General features: G+C 60.9%; 18 protein-coding genes. 8 read left to right on the top strand and 10 right to left on the bottom strand.

Annotated elements, in window-relative coordinates; translation table 11 throughout:
* Window positions 1-123 precede the first annotated feature (123 nt).
* From GKKCFE_RS05260 to GKKCFE_RS05250, 3 genes are all read right to left on the bottom strand, one after another.
* Window positions 124-741, bottom strand: a complete 618-nt coding sequence (locus tag GKKCFE_RS05260) for a TPM domain-containing protein (protein WP_445577559.1) — start codon at window positions 739-741, stop codon at window positions 124-126.
* A gap of 28 nt (window positions 742-769) precedes the next feature.
* A complete protein-coding gene (locus GKKCFE_RS05255; protein ID WP_171061409.1) occupies window positions 770-1,477 on the bottom strand; it encodes a TPM domain-containing protein in 708 nt (235 codons plus the stop codon).
* Window positions 1,478-1,587: 110 nt separating this feature from the next.
* Window positions 1,588-2,196, bottom strand: a complete 609-nt coding sequence (locus GKKCFE_RS05250) for a LemA family protein (RefSeq protein ID WP_281459469.1) — start codon at window positions 2,194-2,196, stop codon at window positions 1,588-1,590.
* Between the two features lie 262 nt (window positions 2,197-2,458).
* Between GKKCFE_RS05250 and bglX the strand changes: the two genes are divergently transcribed.
* On the top strand, window positions 2,459-4,750 hold the full coding sequence (gene bglX / locus GKKCFE_RS05245; protein ID WP_047228017.1) for a beta-glucosidase BglX: 2,292 nt from the start codon (window positions 2,459-2,461) through the stop codon (window positions 4,748-4,750).
* A 126-nt stretch (window positions 4,751-4,876) separates the two neighbouring features.
* Here the strand turns inward: bglX and GKKCFE_RS05240 are convergent, their stop codons facing one another.
* The 5 genes from GKKCFE_RS05240 to GKKCFE_RS05220 form a co-directional block, all read right to left on the bottom strand.
* Window positions 4,877-6,034 carry a phospholipase D-like domain-containing protein gene (locus tag GKKCFE_RS05240; protein WP_047228018.1) on the bottom strand — a complete coding sequence of 386 codons (1,158 nt, stop codon included), beginning with the start codon at window positions 6,032-6,034 and terminating at the stop codon, window positions 4,877-4,879.
* Between the two features lies 1 nt (window position 6,035).
* Complete coding sequence (locus GKKCFE_RS05235) at window positions 6,036-6,626, bottom strand: YceI family protein (protein ID WP_445577558.1); 591 nt, start codon at window positions 6,624-6,626, stop codon at window positions 6,036-6,038.
* 100 nt (window positions 6,627-6,726) lie between these two features.
* A complete protein-coding gene (locus tag GKKCFE_RS05230; protein ID WP_047228020.1) occupies window positions 6,727-7,038 on the bottom strand; it encodes a hypothetical protein in 312 nt (103 codons plus the stop codon).
* Window positions 7,035-8,129: a serine hydrolase domain-containing protein gene (locus tag GKKCFE_RS05225; protein ID WP_445577557.1), complete on the bottom strand. Its 1,095-nt coding sequence runs from the start codon at window positions 8,127-8,129 to the stop codon at window positions 7,035-7,037. The genes GKKCFE_RS05230 and GKKCFE_RS05225 overlap by 4 nt, the downstream gene beginning before the upstream one ends.
* 169 nt (window positions 8,130-8,298) lie before the next feature.
* A complete protein-coding gene (locus GKKCFE_RS05220; protein WP_445577556.1) occupies window positions 8,299-9,171 on the bottom strand; it encodes an acyl-CoA dehydrogenase in 873 nt (290 codons plus the stop codon).
* 145 nt (window positions 9,172-9,316) lie between these two features.
* On the opposite strand from GKKCFE_RS05220, the gene olsB reads away from it, so the two are divergent.
* Window positions 9,317-10,072 carry an L-ornithine N(alpha)-acyltransferase gene (olsB, locus tag GKKCFE_RS05215; RefSeq protein ID WP_047228023.1) on the top strand — a complete coding sequence of 252 codons (756 nt, stop codon included), beginning with the start codon at window positions 9,317-9,319 and terminating at the stop codon, window positions 10,070-10,072.
* On the top strand, window positions 10,072-10,863 hold the full coding sequence (locus GKKCFE_RS05210) for a lysophospholipid acyltransferase family protein (RefSeq protein WP_047228024.1): 792 nt from the start codon (window positions 10,072-10,074) through the stop codon (window positions 10,861-10,863). Before olsB ends, GKKCFE_RS05210 begins: the two co-directional genes overlap by 1 nt.
* Window positions 10,864-11,008: 145 nt before the next feature.
* On the opposite strand, the gene GKKCFE_RS05205 is transcribed toward GKKCFE_RS05210, so the two are convergent.
* Window positions 11,009-11,593, bottom strand: coding sequence for an acyl carrier protein phosphodiesterase (locus GKKCFE_RS05205; protein WP_047228025.1), 585 nt, complete (start codon window positions 11,591-11,593; stop codon window positions 11,009-11,011).
* Window positions 11,594-11,749: 156 nt separating this feature from the next.
* Here GKKCFE_RS05205 and GKKCFE_RS05200 point away from each other — a divergent pair, with 156 nt between their 5' ends.
* The 4 genes from GKKCFE_RS05200 to GKKCFE_RS05185 all read left to right on the top strand — a co-directional run bounded on the left by GKKCFE_RS05200 (window position 11,750) and on the right by GKKCFE_RS05185 (window position 15,153).
* Window positions 11,750-12,052, top strand: a complete 303-nt coding sequence (locus GKKCFE_RS05200; RefSeq protein WP_047228026.1) for an ArsR/SmtB family transcription factor — start codon at window positions 11,750-11,752, stop codon at window positions 12,050-12,052.
* Window positions 12,053-12,069: 17 nt separating this feature from the next.
* The gene (locus GKKCFE_RS05195) at window positions 12,070-13,236 is read left to right on the top strand and encodes an MFS transporter (protein ID WP_047228027.1); all 1,167 of its coding nucleotides are present in this window, start codon (window positions 12,070-12,072) and stop codon (window positions 13,234-13,236) included.
* Between the two features lie 32 nt (window positions 13,237-13,268).
* Window positions 13,269-14,318 carry an alkene reductase gene (locus tag GKKCFE_RS05190; protein ID WP_076386007.1) on the top strand — a complete coding sequence of 350 codons (1,050 nt, stop codon included), beginning with the start codon at window positions 13,269-13,271 and terminating at the stop codon, window positions 14,316-14,318.
* A 328-nt stretch (window positions 14,319-14,646) separates the two neighbouring features.
* The gene (locus GKKCFE_RS05185; protein ID WP_076386009.1) at window positions 14,647-15,153 is read left to right on the top strand and encodes a hypothetical protein; all 507 of its coding nucleotides are present in this window, start codon (window positions 14,647-14,649) and stop codon (window positions 15,151-15,153) included.
* Window positions 15,154-15,364: 211 nt separating this feature from the next.
* Here the strand turns inward: GKKCFE_RS05185 and GKKCFE_RS05180 are convergent, their stop codons facing one another.
* Window positions 15,365-15,997: a TetR family transcriptional regulator gene (locus GKKCFE_RS05180; protein ID WP_139050948.1), complete on the bottom strand. Its 633-nt coding sequence runs from the start codon at window positions 15,995-15,997 to the stop codon at window positions 15,365-15,367.
* 265 nt (window positions 15,998-16,262) lie between these two features.
* Between GKKCFE_RS05180 and GKKCFE_RS05175 the strand changes: the two genes are divergently transcribed.
* Entirely contained in the window at window positions 16,263-17,420 is a 1,158-nt protein-coding gene (locus GKKCFE_RS05175) for an efflux RND transporter periplasmic adaptor subunit (protein ID WP_188252078.1), read from the top strand.
* The last annotated feature ends 2 nt before the right edge of the window (window positions 17,421-17,422 follow it).

The following is a 17,422-nucleotide window of genomic DNA, read 5'->3' as shown; positions in this document are numbered from 1 at the left end:
ATCGGGAATGGCGGGTATTTTAGGGGGGATGGGCGGTGAGGGCACGGAAAAGTTCGTGTGGCGAGCAGTAGCCTCTGTGGAAGCAAGGCTTTGCTCCCACAGGCGTGTGCTGGCAAAAATTTTTCAGCCCAGCACCACCAACCGATTCGGCAGCTCATTGCGCGCGTGAGTCACGGGTACATGCTCCTTGAGCAATTCGCCGCAGGCCTCGATGCAGGTGACGAAGCCCTGCAACGTCTGTCCTTGGCGGACCTGCTGGGTGAAGGTGGCGACAATGGCCTCCCAGCGCGTGTTGTCGAGATGCTTGGAAATGCCTTCGTCCACCAGGATTTCCACATACCGCTCGGCCTCACAAACGAAAATCAACATTCCTGTGCCGCCGACGGTGTGGTGCAGGTTCTGCTCGAGAAACTGCCGGCGCGCCAGATTGGAGGCGCGCCAGTGGCGCACGGAACGGGGGATCAGGTGAGTGGTGATTGCAGGAATGCGAAACACCAGGCACAGCACGATAAACAGGACCCACTGCACCAGCAGCAGACTGTGCATGTTCAGCCAGCCCGTGAGGTAATGCACCATGCCGGGCACCACCAAGGCCAGCAGGCTGGCCCACAGCAGCGGGATGTAGGCGTAGTCGTCGGCGCGGGCAGCAAGCACGGTGACCAGCTCGGCGTCGGTATCGCGCTCCACCCGGGCAATGGCCTCGGCGACCTTGCGTTGTTCGTGTTCAGTCAGTAATGCCATGGTTAAAAGTGCCCACTCATTATTATTGTCACCAGCCGCCCGACGAACCGCCGCCCCCGAAACTGCCCCCACCACCACTGAAGCCGCCGCCACCGCCGCCGCCAAAACCGCCGCCACCGCCATAGCCGCCCCCGGAACCACCGCGTCCGGCCGGCAGGATACCGAGCATCTGGCACACGAACACCGTTACGATGAACAGCAGCACCAACAACACGAACAGCCCCGGATGGCGCCCGACGAAATCGCCCTCCTCCTGGCCGTCGGCACCGTACACCGCAGCCGGCTCATCCAGCGCATTGCCGCCCAGCACCATCAGCATCGCCGCTACGCCGTCGCTGATACCTTTGTTGAAATTGCCGGCCTTGAACGCCGGAGTGATCACCTGATTGATAATCACCGAACTCTGGGCGTCAGTCAGGCGGTCTTCCAGACCATAGCCCACTTCGATCCGCAGTTTACGGTCATCCCGGGCCACGATCAGTAGCGCGCCGTTGTTTTTATCCTTCTGCCCAATGCCCCAGTGACGCCCCAGTTGATAACCGAAGTCTTCGATGCTGCTGCCTTGCAGGTCCGCCAGCGTGACCACGACCACCTGTTCACCGGTGGCCTGTTCATGGGCCTTGAGCTGTGCATCCAGTTGCGTGCGCACCGAGGGTTCCAGCATCTGGGCAGTGTCCACCACCCGCCCGGTCAGTGCCGGAAAACTCAACTCGGCCTGGGCCGTGATGGCAAACATGCAGAGCAGCAGCAAGGCGCAGCTGCAAGCTGCAAGCTTCAAGCTATAAGCAAAAGCAGTGCGTATTGACTGTGCTTGAGGCTTGTAGCTTGAAGCTTGCAGCTGCTTTATCAAAACTTCACCTCAGGGGCTTTTTCGGCGTTGGGGCTGGTGGCTTCGAAGGTTTCGCGGATCGGCAGATCGCTGTACAGCACGCTGTGCCACAAACGACCGGGGAAAGTGCGGATTTCGGTGTTGTATTTCTGCACCGCCAGGATGAAGTCGCGACGAGCCACGGCGATGCGGTTCTCGGTGCCTTCGAGTTGTGATTGCAAGGCCAGGAAGTTCTGGTTGGCCTTGAGGTCCGGATAACGCTCGACCACCACCATCAGCCGGCTCAACGCACCACTCAACTGGTCCTGGGCCTGCTGGAACTGCTTGAGTTTTTCCGGGTTGTCCAGGGTGCCGGCATCGACCTGGATGGACGTGGCCTTGGCCCGCGCCTCGACCACCGCCGTCAGGGTTTCCTGTTCGTGCTGCGCATAGCCCTTGACGGTTTCCACCAGGTTGGGGATCAGGTCGGCTCGGCGCTGGTACTGGTTCTGCACCTGTCCCCAGGCGGCCTTGGCCTGTTCGTCCAGGGTTGGAATGTTGTTGATGCCGCAACCGGCCAGCAGCGTGGTGAACAGTATCAGCGCCAGTATTGGCAGGTGGCGAAGGTGATCGAGTCGTAGATTCATCGGTTGAAACTCCCCTATACAGTCCATTGAAGAAAACACAGCCACCTATCTCACCAGCGTCTGGGGCATAATCTGCCGCCGCCACGGGATTGAATCGGGTCGATGGGCTAAAAGATGCCCGGTGCGAAACTAAGTTCATCCGCGTGCGTTCGAAAACAGTGCTGCTCTTATTCAGACAATACTCGAACAACAATAGCCGCTCCTCACATTTTGCTGACCGGCGAGTCCTGATTACCGCCCTTAGGCTTGCGAGAAACCATTCATGAAGAAGCTGTGTTTGCTGGGCCTGTTCGTCACACTGGCCAGTCAATCCGTATTAGCCGACAACCTGCCAACCCCGATAGAGAACAAGAATGCCTTCATCAGCAACCTGATGAAGCAGATGACCCTCGAGGAAAAGATCGGCCAGTTGCGCCTGATCAGCATCGGCCCCGAGATGCCTCGGGAGATGATTCGCAAGGAAATCGCCGCCGGCAACATCGGCGGTACGTTCAACTCCATCACCCGGGATGAAAACCGCCCGATGCAGGACGCGGCCATGCGCAGCCGGCTGAAGATCCCGATGTTCTTCGCCTATGACGTGATCCACGGCCATCGCACGATTTTCCCGATCCCCCTGGCCCTGGCCTCCAGCTGGGACATGGACGCCATCTACCGCTCCGGCCGCGTCGCTGCCAAGGAAGCGGCGGCCGACAGCCTGGACATCACCTTCGCGCCGATGGTGGATATTTCCCGCGACCCCCGCTGGGGCCGGACCTCCGAGGGCTTTGGCGAGGACACTTACCTGGTGTCGCGCATCGCCGGGGTGATGGTCAAAGCGTTCCAGGGCAGTGGCGCCAACGCGGCCGACAGCATCATGGCCAGCGTCAAGCACTTCGCCCTGTACGGCGCGGTGGAAGGTGGCCGGGACTACAACATCGTGGACATGAGCCCGGTGAAAATGTACCAGGACTACCTGCCACCCTACCGCGCCGCCATCGATGCGGGTGCCGGCGGGGTGATGGTCGCGCTGAACTCCATCAACGGCGTGCCCGCCACCGCCAACACCTGGCTGATGCACGATCTGTTGCGCAAGGAATGGGGGTTCAAGGGCCTGGCGGTGAGTGACCACGGCGCCATCTTCGAACTGATCAAGCATGGCGTGGCCCGGGACGGTCGCGAAGCGGCGAAGCTGGCGATCAAGGCCGGCATCGACATGAGCATGAACGACTCGCTGTACGGCAAGGAGCTGCCTGGACTGCTCAAGGCCGGTGAAATCGAGCAGAGCGACATCGACAATGCGGTGCGCGAAGTCCTCGCCGCCAAATACGACATGGGCCTGTTCAAGGATCCGTACCTGCGCATCGGCAAGGCCGAGGACGACCCGGCCGACACCTACGCTGAAAGCCGCCTACACCGCGACGATGCCCGTGACGTGGCCCGCCGCAGCCTGGTCCTGCTGGAAAACCGCAACCAGACCCTGCCCCTGAACAAAAACGCAAAAATCGCCCTGGTCGGACCGCTCGCCAAGGCTCCGATCGACATGATGGGCAGTTGGGCCGCTGCCGGGCGCCCTGCGCAATCGGTGACCTTGTTCGACGGCATGACCCGCGCACTGGGCGCAGAATCGAAACTGATCTACGCCCGTGGCGCCAACATCACCGGCGACAAGAAGGTGCTCGACTACCTGAACTTCCTCAACTTCGACGCCCCGGAAGTGGTGGATGACCCGCGCCCTGCCCAAGTGCTGATCGACGAAGCCGTGAAGGCCGCCAAGCAAGCCGATGTGGTGGTGGCCGCCGTGGGTGAGTCGCGCGGCATGTCCCACGAATCCTCGAGCCGCACGGAACTGAGCATCCCCGCCAGCCAGCGCGAGTTGATCAAGGCCCTGAAGGCTACCGGCAAACCACTGGTGCTGGTGCTGATGAACGGCCGCCCGCTGGCGCTGGTGGATGAAAAGCAACAAGCCGATGCGATCCTGGAAACCTGGTTCAGCGGCACCGAAGGCGGCAACGCCATCGCCGACGTGTTGTTCGGCGACTACAACCCGTCGGGCAAACTGCCGATCTCCTTCCCGCGCTCGGTAGGACAGATTCCCACCTACTACAACCATCTGAGCATTGGTCGACCGTTTACGCCGGGCAAGCCGGGCAACTACACCTCGCAATACTTCGATGACACCACAGGCCCGCTCTACCCGTTCGGCTACGGCCTGAGCTACACCGAATTCAGCCTGACGGACATGGCCCTGTCGTCCACCACGCTGAACAAGACCGGCAAGCTCGATGCCAGCGTGACCCTGGAAAACACCGGCGAGCGTGACGGCGAAACCGTGGTGCAGCTGTACATCCAGGACGTGACCGGCTCGATCATCCGCCCAGTGAAGGAGCTGAAGAACTTCCGCAAGGTGATGCTCAAGGCTGGCGAGAAGAAAGTCATTCACTTCACCATCACCGAAGACGACTTGAAGTTCTACAACGCCCAGCTCAAATACGCCGCTGAACCGGGCAAGTTCAACGTCCAGATCGGCCTGGATTCCCAGGATGTGAAACAACAGAGTTTCGAGTTGCTCTGATTCATCAACAGCGCAAATAACCGTGGGAGCGAGCCTGCTCGCGATGAGGGCCTACCAGTCACCGCATCATTGACTGTCAGGCCGCCATCGCGAGCAGGCTCGCTCCCACATTGTTTTTGCTGAACCTTAACCCCGCCGCCCCAGCACATTCACCACCAACCGATCCACCAACCCCCACACCCGTTGCTTGACCCGTTTCCACAGCGGCCGGCGCTTCCAGGTGTCGAGACTGACCTCCAGGCTCTGGGCGAAGTCTCGCTCGAAACTCGCCGCCACTGCCGTGCTGAGTGCGGAGTCGAGGGCTTCGAGGTTGGCTTCCAGATTGAAGCGCAGGTTCCAGTGATCGAAATTACAGGAGCCGATGCTGACCCAGTCGTCCACCAGCACCATCTTCAGGTGCAGGAAACACGGCTGGTATTCGAAGATTTTCACCCCAGCCTTGAGCAGACGCGGGTAATAACGGTGCCCGGCGTAGCGCACGGACGGGTGATCGGTGCGCGGGCCGGTGAGCAGCAGGCGCACATCGATGCCCCGGGCGGCAGCCTTGCGCAAGGAGCGACGCACGTTCCAGGTCGGCAAAAAATACGGGGTCGCCATCCAGATCCGCTTCTGGCCGCTGTTGAGGGCCCGGGACAACGATTGCAGGATGTCGCGATTCTGGCGGGCATCGGCATAAGCCACTCGCCCCATGCCCTCACCCATCGGCGGAACCCGGGGCAAGCGCGGCAAGCCGAAGTTGGAAGCCGGTTTCCAGGCACGGCGATGGCGGTTGGCGAGCCATTGGCGGTCAAACAGCAACTGCCAGTCGAGCACCAAGGGGCCGACGATTTCCACCATGACCTCGTGCCACTCGCAGCGGTCATCCAGCGGGCTCCAGAACTCATCGGTGACCCCGGTGCCGCCAACCACCGCCAGGCGCTGGTCCACCAACAGCAGCTTGCGGTGGTCCCGATATAAATTCCGTACCCAGCGGCGCCAACTCAGCCGATTGTAAAAACGCAGCTCCACGCCCGCCTCGATCAGGCGGTGGCGCAGGTCCTGGGTAAACGCCAGGCTGCCGTAGTCATCGAACAGGCAACGCACGCGAACACCGCGCTCGGCAGCCTGGACGAGTGCCTGGACCATAGCCTCGGCGCAAGTTCCCGCCTCCACCAGGTACAGCTCCAGCTCGACCTGTTCCTGGGCGCGGGCAATTTCCACCAGCATGCGCGGGAAAAACTGCGGGCCATCGATCAACAGCTCGAAGCGATTGCCCTCGCGCCACGGAAATACCGGGCCTCCCATGTCAGCGCGCCGTGAAAATCAGCACCGCATTCACCGGCACTGCGAGGCTGATGGCCGACAGCCCGGCCTGTTTGCGCAACTTCTCCAATCCCGGCGCCAGATCGAAATCCGCCGCATTGAGCACCACCGGCTCCAGGGTCACGACCTGGAACCGTCGTTCATCCAGGCGCGTTGCCAGCAGTTCGGCCTGATACACATGTTGCTTGCCGTGCAGGTCAACGGTCAGCGGCAAACGCAGTTCCAGTTGAGCGCCGTTGGCCAGGTCCTGAATCGGTAACAGGTCGAGCTGCGCAGTAATGGAGGCGTCGGCAAATTGCTTGATCTCGAACAAATCGGCGCGCATGCGCTCGTCACGCAGGGGAATGCCACTGTTGACCGACTCCAGCTCCACTTCCAGCCGGACCATCCCCTTGGGCTGGACCTGACCATGAAGCACCAGGAAACGCTGGACCTCGGAAACGTTGCCATTTTTGCTGCTGATAAACGACAGCCGCGACGATTCGCCGTCCAGATACCAATTGGCTTGGACCGGCAGCGCGGCGCAGGCCAGCAGCAAGGTCGCGACAGCGTGAGAAAAAGACCGCTTGAACATACACACTCGGAGGGCAGATAAACCTGTGGCGAACCTTAACCGGGCCGAGGGCACTTGCAAACCTTCTGTTTCAATCCTCTATGGGAATACACAGGTCCGGTCAGGGCTCCAACCGACAGCCCTGCCGCTCCCCCAGCCATCGTGCGCTATTGCTTCGCCCCAGCCCGGCGACGGTGATGCGCTTGGCTTCAGGCGTTTCGAGAAAATCGCTGATGGGCACCGACTGCTTTACATAGCCACGGCAATAGTCAGCCGGTTGCTCCATCACGTAGCGACACGAGCAATATTCCTTGGCGGTGTAGGCGCTGATGATGTCGGGGAAGGCCCGCAGCGCCACCCGCTCGAGCCAGATCCAGCCGAGCAGCGCCACAACAAGCACCGACATCAGCGTGAGCAGCGGTCTGCGTCTCATGGCTGCACCGTCCCGGCGAACGCCGCCATGGCTCGCTTGAGCAACTCGTTGTGGCGGTAGCTGCCGTCGCGGTCATCAGCGTAGCGCACGATGACCAACCGGGCGCTGGGGATCACGTACAACGCCTGCCCCCAATGGCCCAGCGCGGCAAACGTATCCGGCGGCGCATCGGGCCACGGGTGGATGGCCGGGTCGACCGCGCGGTTGAGCCACCAATGCCCACCGGGCACCGCTTCGTCCTGGCCGGCCCGGAAGCGAGCGAAGGGCTCGCGATTGAACGCCACCCAGGCTTGCGGGATCAGTTGCCGCTCGCCCCAGCGTCCCTCGCGTTGCATCAACAGCCCCACACGCGCCAGGTCCCGCGCCGTAAGGTAGGCGTAGGAGGACCCGACAAACGTGCCGGCGGCGTCGGTTTCCCAGGTGGCGTGGCGGATACCCAGCGGCTCGAACAGGGCCGTCCAGGGATAATCGGCATACCGCGCCGGGCCAACGATATTTTTCAATGCCGCTGCCAGCAGGTTGCTGTCACCACTGGAGTAACGAAACACCTGCCCCGGCGGACTGTCGCGTTCATGCTGCGCAGTGAACGCCGCCATGTCATGACGCCCACGGGTATAAAGCATCGCCACCACCGAGGACTTGAGCGGTGCGTATTCGTAATCTTCCTGCCAATCCAGCCCCGAGGCCCAATGGAACAGATCGGCCAAGGTCATGTCCGGATGCTTGCTCAACGCCGGGTAATACCTGGCGGCAGGATCCTGCAGACTGAACAGCTTTTGCCCATAGGCCACGCCAAACACCGTCGCCATCAGGCTTTTGCTGATCGACCAGGTCAGGTGCGCAGTGTCGGCACGGGTGGGCCCGGCATAACGCTCGTAGACCAGCCGCCCGTCCAGGATCACCAGCAGCGCATCGGTACGGATGCCCTGGCGAGAGGCATCGTCGCGGGGTGGGAAGGCGTATTGCTCCAGGGCTTCGATGGCCAGCCCGGTGGGGGTCGGGCCACTTGGCCATTGCTCACCGGGCCAGTCTTCAGCCTGGGCGTACAGGTTGAGCAACAGCAGCGGGATCAGGAACCAGCCTTTGGACATGCTCGGGGCTCGCAGGATTGAACCTTCGGAGCCTATTCAGACTTGATGACAATTTGGGTATGGGTGGCATTTCCCTGTGGGAGCGAGCCTGCTCGCGATGGCGCTGGCTCAGCAGCATTGATGTCAACTGACACTCCGCTATCGCGAGCAGGCTCGCTCCCACAAAGGGTTATCCCAACGCCTTGGCCAACCGCTTGGCCCGCGCACCCGCCGCCATGTCCATCACGGCTTTATCTCGCGTCCACATCTCGCGCCACAACGCCGGGCCGGCGGCCAGGGCGTCGTTCAGTTCTTCATCGAGCCCGCTGAACTGAGCGAACAACCCACCCAGCAGCACATGCCCGGCCGCGCTGGACGGGTTGTGACGACTCACTTCAGCGCAACCGGCCAGCAATCCCAGCAGACGCAGCTGCAGGGCTTGGGGCCAAGCGCACTCCTGTCCCACGCCATACAGCCAGGCGGCCATGGCACTGAGCACATAAAGGTCTTCCAGGGTGCGGAACGGTTTGACGTAGGCGTCCCAACCGTCCCCGGCCAACAACTCGCACAGCGCGCCGTCCAACAGCACCCGGCCATGGCTGATGTCTGGCATCAGGGCGATGGCCGGGAGTTTTTCCAGGGTCACCCCCGGCTCTCCGGGATAAACCACCGCAAGATTCAACCGCGGCGGCTCGCCGGGTGCTTCGCTGCGGGCGGCGATCAGCAGCCACTCGGCCGCATCGCCCGCAGTAACGAAATCCTTGCGCCCGTTCAATCGCAGGTCGGTGATGCGAGTCTGCATGTCCGCCGGGCGCAGGCTGCGCTGCTCCGTGGCGCACAAGGCGCCCAGGCTCTGGGGCGCGCTCGGCCAAAGCACCCGCAGCGCCGCCTGATACCCCACCAGAAAAGCCAACCCCGGCGTTGCCATCAATCGCGCCCCCATGACGGCCAGTTCGAACGGCGTAACCGGCCCCAGGCGTTGCAGCAAGGCCGCATAACCCTCAGCCAGGTCCGGATGGGCGGGCAACCGTTCGCCGCGTTCGATCAGGTTTTGCCAGGGCATGGGAGGCTCCTCAATGGGCTGTCATATAAGCATCACCAAAGCTTCATGGCGATGACACCGGGGCTACATAGCCTGACTTTGCACAACATGGCTGCATAAAGAAAGTCGATCGGCTGCAACTGAACAGCCCGCACGGAGATTCGCTATGACTCAGATCGCCCGCATCAGCGACACTGGCAATGAACGCCGCCTGCAAGCCGAACGCCTGATTGGCGCCAAGGCTTTGCAAGAAGCCCAGGCCCTGCGCTTCAACGTCTTCAGCGGCGAATTCAACGCCAAGCTCAAAGGCGCGGAAATGGGTCTGGACATGGATGACTATGATGTTCACTGCGCCCACATCGGCGTACGCGACCTGAATACCGGCCGACTCGTGGCGACGACACGCCTGCTCGATCACCACGCTGCCAGCAGCCTGGGCCGGTTCTACAGCGAAGAAGAATTCAACCTTCACGGCCTGGTCCATCTCAAGGGCCCGATCCTGGAAATCGGCCGCACCTGCGTCGACCCGGCCTACCGCAACGGTGGCACCATCGCTGTATTGTGGGGCGAACTGGCCGAGGTGCTGAACGAGGGCGGCTACAGCTACCTGATGGGATGCGCGAGCATTCCAATGCAGGACGGCGGCGTCCAGGCCCAAGCGATCATGCAGCGTCTGCGCGAACGTTATCTGTGCACCGAACACCTGCGGGCGGTGCCGAAAAAACCGTTGCCGGCCCTGGACGTACCGTCCAACGTCATCGCCGAAATGCCGCCTCTGCTCAAGGCTTACATGCGCCTGGGCGCGAAGATTTGCGGTGAGCCGTGCTGGGATGAGGATTTCCAGGTGGCCGACGTGTTCATCCTGCTCAAGCGTGACGAACTCTGCCCACGCTACGCCCGCCACTTCAAGGCAGCGGTGTGATGAGTCGGTTGCGGGTGTACGCGCGAATCGCGCGAGTGTTGCTGGTGGTGACGCTGGGCCTGAGCATGGCCAGCGTATTCGGGCTGTTCGAACGGTTGGGTGTGGCCAACTCCATGGTGCGCCGCCAGCGCTGGTCGCGTTTTTTCATGGCGCGCCTGAGCAATGCCCTGCCCTTCTGCGTGACGGTGCACGGGCAAATGCCGCAACAGCCCATGCTGTGGGTCAGCAACCATGTGTCCTGGACCGATATCCCGCTGCTGGGCATGCTCACGCCAATGTCGTTCCTGTCCAAGGCCGAAGTACGCACCTGGCCAGTGGCCGGATGGTTGGCGGCCAAGGCTGGCAGCCTGTTTATCCGGCGCGGCTCGGGCGACAGCCAGTTGATCCGCAAGCAAATGAGCCGACACCTGGAACAGGCCCATCCGCTGCTGATGTTTCCCGAAGGCACCACCACCGATGGCCGCTCCCTGCGCACTTTCCACGGTCGTTTATTGTCGGCGGCCATCGATGCGGACGTGGCGCTGCAACCGGTGGCGATCCGCTACCTGCGCAACGGTGAACCGGACTCGCTGGCGCCGTTCGTTGGCGATGATGATTTGCTGTCGCACCTGATGCGCCTGTTCGCCAATGACCGGGGCGAGGTGCACATCCATCTGCTGGAACCGATTGCCTGCCACGGCCAGGAGCGAGCTGCCCTGGCCTTCCAGGCGCAACAGGCGGTGCACAAGGCATTGTTTGGCGAAATCCCACAAAAGCAGCAAGTGCCGATGCGGCCTGCGATCGCGGCCTGATCCGGCGGCCCTATGCAGAGCCCTTGTGGGAGCGAGCCTGCTCGCGATAGCGGTCAGTCAGTTGGTTCTTGACTGCCAGGCCTTCATCGCGAGCAGGCTCGCTCACACATTTGAACTTCAGTGACGGCAAGAACCGGCTCCAACATCACCCCTGCCGTGTTGTCTGGCTCAACGCAAAATCCTGCAACTGCGGGTAGAACAGCTGAAAGTCTTCGCTCAACGGTTCATAGAGCCTGATCAATTCTTCCATGGCCCCGGCCAGCTCCTCCGGCCGGGACAGGCGTCGGGAAATCCCCCGCAATACTTGCCCAAGCACATCGAATTCTCGATAAGACCCCAGCCAGTCATCCGCCGCCATGTAAGGCGCGATTTGCGCCAGACGCCCAGGCAACTGCGGCTCGGCGGCGAGCACTCGGTAGACCTGGGAGGTGAAATCCATCAACGGCCCTTCGCCATACAGCGCCCAGTCCCGGGCTAGGCAATGATCAAAAAACACGTCGAGCACAATTCCGGCATAGCGCCGCCGTACGGTGGAAAAGCGCGACAAAGCGATATCCACCACGGGGTGGCGATCGGTGTACATGTCGATGCGTCGATGCAGGGCAATCGCCGCTTCGATCTGCGGATCGTACAGCCCTTGCAACGGCCCTTTGACGAAGTCGCCGTAGAGGCTGCCGAGCAGTCGTTCCCGGCCGGGACCGCCGAGGTGCAGGTGTGCGAGATAGTTCATGGCGCGAAGCTTAGCACTGCCGCGCCAATATCGTTATAACCCGATATAGCGATTTATTCGGTTTTCAGATCAAATCCATATTGGTGTATCGCGAAATAACGATTTAAAGTTCGCCCCATCGCGATATAGCGTTTTACTCATTCCGAGCAACCAACCATGCCCCTCGACCTCGACGAAATAATAAAAGCCCTGGCACACCCAGTACGGCGAGACATCCTCAACTGGCTCAAAGACCCCAAGGTCCAGTTCCCCGAACAGTTGCACAACCACGAATTCGGCATTTGCGCCGGGCAGATCGACCAGCGTTGCGGCCTGTCGCAGTCCACGGTGTCCGCCCATCTGGCGGTGTTGCAACGGGCGGGGCTGATCACCAGCCAGAAGGTCGGTCAATGGCATTTCTTCAAACGCAACGAGGACGTGATCCAGCAGTTCCTCAAGCAAATGAGCCAAGAGCTCTGACCCGACAAGGATCCACCATGCCCCTCTCACTTCTCATCCTGGCCCTGAGCGCCTTCGCCATCGGCACCACCGAGTTCGTCATCATGGGCCTGTTGCCTGAGGTGGCGGCCGACCTGGGTGTATCGATTCCCGGCGCCGGCTGGCTGGTGACCGGCTACGCCCTGGGCGTGGCCATCGGGGCACCGTTCATGGCCCTGGCCACCGCACGGTTGCCGCGCAAGGCCGCCCTGGTCGCGCTGATGGGGATCTTCATCGTCGGCAACCTGCTCTGCGCCATCGCCAGTGATTACAACGTGCTGATGTTCGCCAGGGTCGTCACCGCCCTGTGCCATGGCGCGTTCTTCGGCATCGGTTCGGTGGTGGCCGCCGGCCTGGTGGCACCCAACAAGCGCGCCTCGGCCGTGGCCCTGATGTTCACCGGCCTGACCCTGGCCAACGTACTCGGCGTACCGCTGGGCACCGCGCTGGGTCAGGAAGCCGGCTGGCGCTCGACCTTCTGGGCCGTGACCGTCATCGGCGTGATTGCACTGATCGGCCTGATCCGCTTTCTGCCGGCCAAGCGCGATGAAGAAAAACTCGACATGCGCTCGGAACTCGTCGCCCTCAAGGGCGCAGGCCTGTGGCTGTCCCTGAGCATGACCGCGCTGTTCTCCGCCTCGGTGTTCACCCTGTTCACTTACGTCGCCCCGCTGCTGGGAGAAGTCACTGGCGTATCGCCCCGCGGCGTGACCTGGACCCTGGTGCTGATCGGCCTGGGCCTGACTCTGGGCAATATCATCGGCGGCAAGCTGGCGGACAAGAGCCTGGCGAACACGCTGATGGGGGTTTTCACCACCATGGCTGTGGTGTCCACCGTATTGAGCTGGACCAGCGTCGCGCTGATCCCCACTGAAATCACCCTGTTCCTCTGGGCCACCGCCTGCTTCGCCGCCGTGCCGGCCCTGCAAGTCAACGTGGTGACCTTCGGCAAAGACGCGCCAAACCTGGTTTCCACCCTGAACATCGGCGCCTTCAACATCGGCAACGCCTTGGGCGCCTGGGTCGGCGGCAGTGTCATCGACCACGGCCTGGGCCTGACCAGCGTGCCCCTGGCCGCCGGTGCGCTGGCCGTGCTGGCGCTGCTGGTCACCCTGATCACTTTCCGCCAGGGCGGCAATGCCGACCTGGCCCCTGCCACTCACTGACTTTTAACCCTTAACTTTCGAGGTTGTAATTGATGACGACTATTTTCGATCCAATCAAACTCGGCGACATCGAGCTGAAGAACCGCATCATCATGGCGCCGCTCACCCGCTGCCGTGCCGACGCCGGCCGTGTGCCCAACGCGCTGATGGCCGAGTACTACGTGCAGCGTGCCTCCGCTGGCCTGATCCTCAGCGAAGCCACCTCTGTCACGCCCATGGGCGTGGGCTACCCCGATACCCCCGGCATCTGGTCCAACGACCAGGTGCGCGGCTGGAGCAACGTGACCAAGGCCATCCACGGCGCCGGCGGCAAGATTTTCCTGCAACTGTGGCACGTGGGCCGGATCTCCCATCCGTCTTACCTGAACGGCGAATTGCCGGTGGCGCCCAGCGCCATCCAGCCCAAGGGCCATGTAAGTCTGGTGCGTCCGCTGGCCGACTACCCGACGCCACGCGCGCTGGAAACCGAGGAGATCGCCGATATCATTGAGGCTTACCGCGTAGGCGCCGAGAACGCCAAGGCCGCCGGTTTCGACGGCGTGGAAATCCATGGCGCCAACGGCTACCTGCTCGACCAGTTCCTGCAAAGCAGCACCAACCAGCGCACCGACAACTATGGCGGCTCCTTGGAAAACCGTGCCCGCCTGCTGCTGGAAGTGACCGACGCTGCCATTGAAGTCTGGGGCGCCGGCCGGGTTGGCGTGCACCTGGCGCCACGCGCCGACTCCCATGACATGGGCGACGAGAACCGCCTGGAAACCTTCAGCTATGTGGCCCGCGAGTTGGGCAAGCGTGGCATCGCCTTTATCTGCTCCCGTGAAAAGGAAGGCGAAGACAGCATCGGCCCGCAGCTCAAGCAAGCTTTCGGTGGCCCGTACATCGCCAACGAACGTTTCACCAAGGACAGCGCCAACGCCTGGCTGGCCGAGGGCAAAGCGGATGCCGTTGCCTTTGGTGTGCCGTTCATTGCCAACCCGGACCTGCCGGCGCGCTTGAAAGCTGACGCACCGCTGAACGAGCCGCATCCGGAAACGTTCTATGGGAAAGGCCCGGTGGGTTACATCGATTACCCCGTGATGTAAATAAAAAACCGGCCTTACAAAAAGCCCCGACTCGCAAGAGCCGGGGCTTTTTTACATCTGTTGACGGCTGACGCAATCAAACTCCGCAGACATCGAAACATCAAATAACAACACCACACTTACTCACTATGGATTAACACACCGGACAGCGCTAATAATAAGCCCGAACAACAACCCACTCAACCAATGGATTTAACCGACATCTATCAAACTTAATAAGCAACTTCAATTCTTGTAAAAAACAACACTAAACCGAGTAACTTCAATTACGCGCCATTATCTTACGCAGGCTTTAGCGCGCCTCGTAATACATGAGAGACACATTACAATGAACATGATGAAAAAATTAATCCTCGCTCTGCTACTGGGACCGGCAGCCGTCGCCACCAGCCTGGCCAACACCGGCATCACCGTGGAGCTGGTAAACAAAACTTCTCACGCCTTGGAAATGACCAACATTTTAAGTGAGCAACCCACGCCCCCGGACATGTCCTTGAGCGCTTATGATGTCCCCGCCAAAACAACCCGCGAATTCTATTTCGCCCATAACAGGAAATTCACTTATCCCGCTGCTGGCTGGCAACCGACGCTGAGAAAAATCAAACCGATTGAATTAGTTCTCTCCTATCAAATGAGCACCTTCAACTTCGGCTGCCAAATGCAAACCCGCTTTGAAGCCCCCATCGGTTTTGGCGTCCTGGAATCCAGTTACAGGCCAAACAGGAAAAGCAAAACTGCGTATACCGGCAATGGTGAATATACCTGCCGCTCGGAAATCTTCCAGAAGATGCTCGAACCCCCTTTCAACTATTCCGTGCGCCTCATTGTTGAATAAACCAGAGGGTCGGTAACAGGCCAGCACGACAAGTACAGGCGCCTCAATGGCGCCGGTACATCAACACGCCATAATCCTCCTGCACAATCGCGAATCGCGAGCGATCAACGTGTCTGCAGTTCGTCTATAAATGACTCTGCCGGGATCAAGGCCCGGCGGGGTCCTCGCCGTTCAGCTATTGACACAAACCGATGAAATTGAGCATTTTGTTTTATTTGCGCAGGTTGGGGCTCAGGTGCAGCATATCCAGCCCGATCTCCACCCAGCGCTCGGCCTCACCCGCCAGTGCGAAGCTGTCGGGAGCCAGTAGCCACTGGTACAAAATGCCGTCGATGTAGGCATGAATGGCGACTGCTGCCCTTTCGGGATCCAGATCGCCCGGCAACTGGCCACGCTTCATCGCATTGCGCAACGACAACGCGATACGCACGTTGCAATCGAGACTGACCTGGCGCCGCTGCTGGCGCAAATCGCACATTTCATCGGTGAATTCGCACTTATGAAACAAAATCTCATTAATGCGTCGGGTTTTCGGGTCCAGGGCCACCTGTTGGAACAACCGCACCAGCAGCTTGCGAACACAACCCAGGGGGTCAAGCTCCTCTTCACTTTCACTGGCGCGGGCCAGATCGTCGAGCGGCTCGTGCAACGTATCGAGCATGGCCTGGAGCAGGTCCGCCTTATTGCTGAAATGCCAGTAGATGGCACCGCGCGTTACACCGGCCAGCGTCGCGATGTCAGCCAGTGTCGTGCGGGCCACACCGCGCTCGAAAAAGGCTTTTTCGGCCGCTTCGAGTATCTGGCTGCGAGTCTCCAGAGCTTCCTCTTTGGTACGACGGACCATGGCAGTAAACACCTCAATCAGGATGCGTAAGCAATGCGTAAGGATCAACTGAACAAAATGTGAGGCGGCGTTCTTCACAACGCTTCTGCGACCTGCGCAGGCCTTTTGTCAGGCTTTTGTAAATACCGATGGTACGCAATTTGGGTGTTTACAAACAACCGTGTACGTAAGTATATTTCTTAGCATCCTACTAATTGTTTATCTCGCTCTTTTTCACCTTCCACTTTCTTGTGCGCCTCTTACGCGCCTGGACCCGAGGATTTCCATGCAATTCAAGCCAGCTGTTACCGCTCTGGTTACCGCCATCGCCCTGGCATCGCTGCTCAGCGGATGTAAAAAGGAAGAGGCGGCACCTGCCGCACCGGCTCCTCAGGTCGGCGTCGTAACCCTCAAGACCCAGCCGTTCACCCTGACGTCGGAGCTTCCCGGTCGCACCAGCGCGTTCCGCATCGCGGAAGTTCGTCCGCAAGTCAATGGCATCATCCTCAAGCGCCTGTTCAAGGAAGGTGCCGACGTCAAGGCCGGCCAGCAGCTGTATCAGATTGACCCGGCCATGTACGAAGCGACCCTCAAAAGCGCCGAAGCAAACCTGCGCTCAACCAAGTCCATTTCCGATCGCTATAAACAATTGGTGGACGAACAGGCCGTCAGCCGCCAGGAATACGACACCGCCGTGGCCAACCGCCTGGAGTCGGAAGCCAATCTGCAAACCGCCCGGATCAACGTGCGCTACACCAAGGTTTACGCGCCGATTTCCGGTCGCATAGGTCGCTCCTCGGTGACCGAGGGTGCGCTGGTCAGCAACGGTCAGGCCGATGCCCTGGCAACCATTCAGCAACTGGACCCGATTTACGTCGACGTGACGCAGAGTTCCGTGGAACTGCTGCAACTGCGCCGTGAACTGGAAAGCGGCCGCCTGCAGAAGGCTGGCGACAACGCCGCCATGGTCAAACTGACCCTGGAAGACGGCAGCCAATATGCCCATGAGGGCAAGCTGGAGTTCTCCGAAGTGTCGGTCGACCAAACCACCGGTTCGGTAACCCTGCGCGCGGTGTTCCCTAACCCTGACCACACCCTGCTGCCGGGCATGTTCGTCCACGCACAACTGCAGGCCGGTGTGGACAGCGCGGCGATTCTCGCGCCGCAGCAAGGCGTGACCCGCGACCTCAAAGGCATGCCGACCGCCCTGGTGGTGGGCCCGGACAACAAGGTCGAGCTGCGCCAGCTCAAGGCCAGCCGTACCGTCGGTAGCCAGTGGCTGATCGAAGACGGGCTCAAGGCTGGCGATCGCCTTATCACCGAAGGGTTGCAGTACGTACGGCCAGGGGTGGAAGTCAAAGCCACTGAGGCCACCAACGTTGGCGCAAAGAACCCGGCCCCCGCACAGGCAGCTGACAAAGCCGCCGGCGGCAAAGGGGAGTAAAC

The sequence above is a fragment of the Pseudomonas sp. E141 genome (genome assembly GCF_052659885.1).
This window is presented reverse-complemented; position numbering and strand designations above follow the sequence as displayed.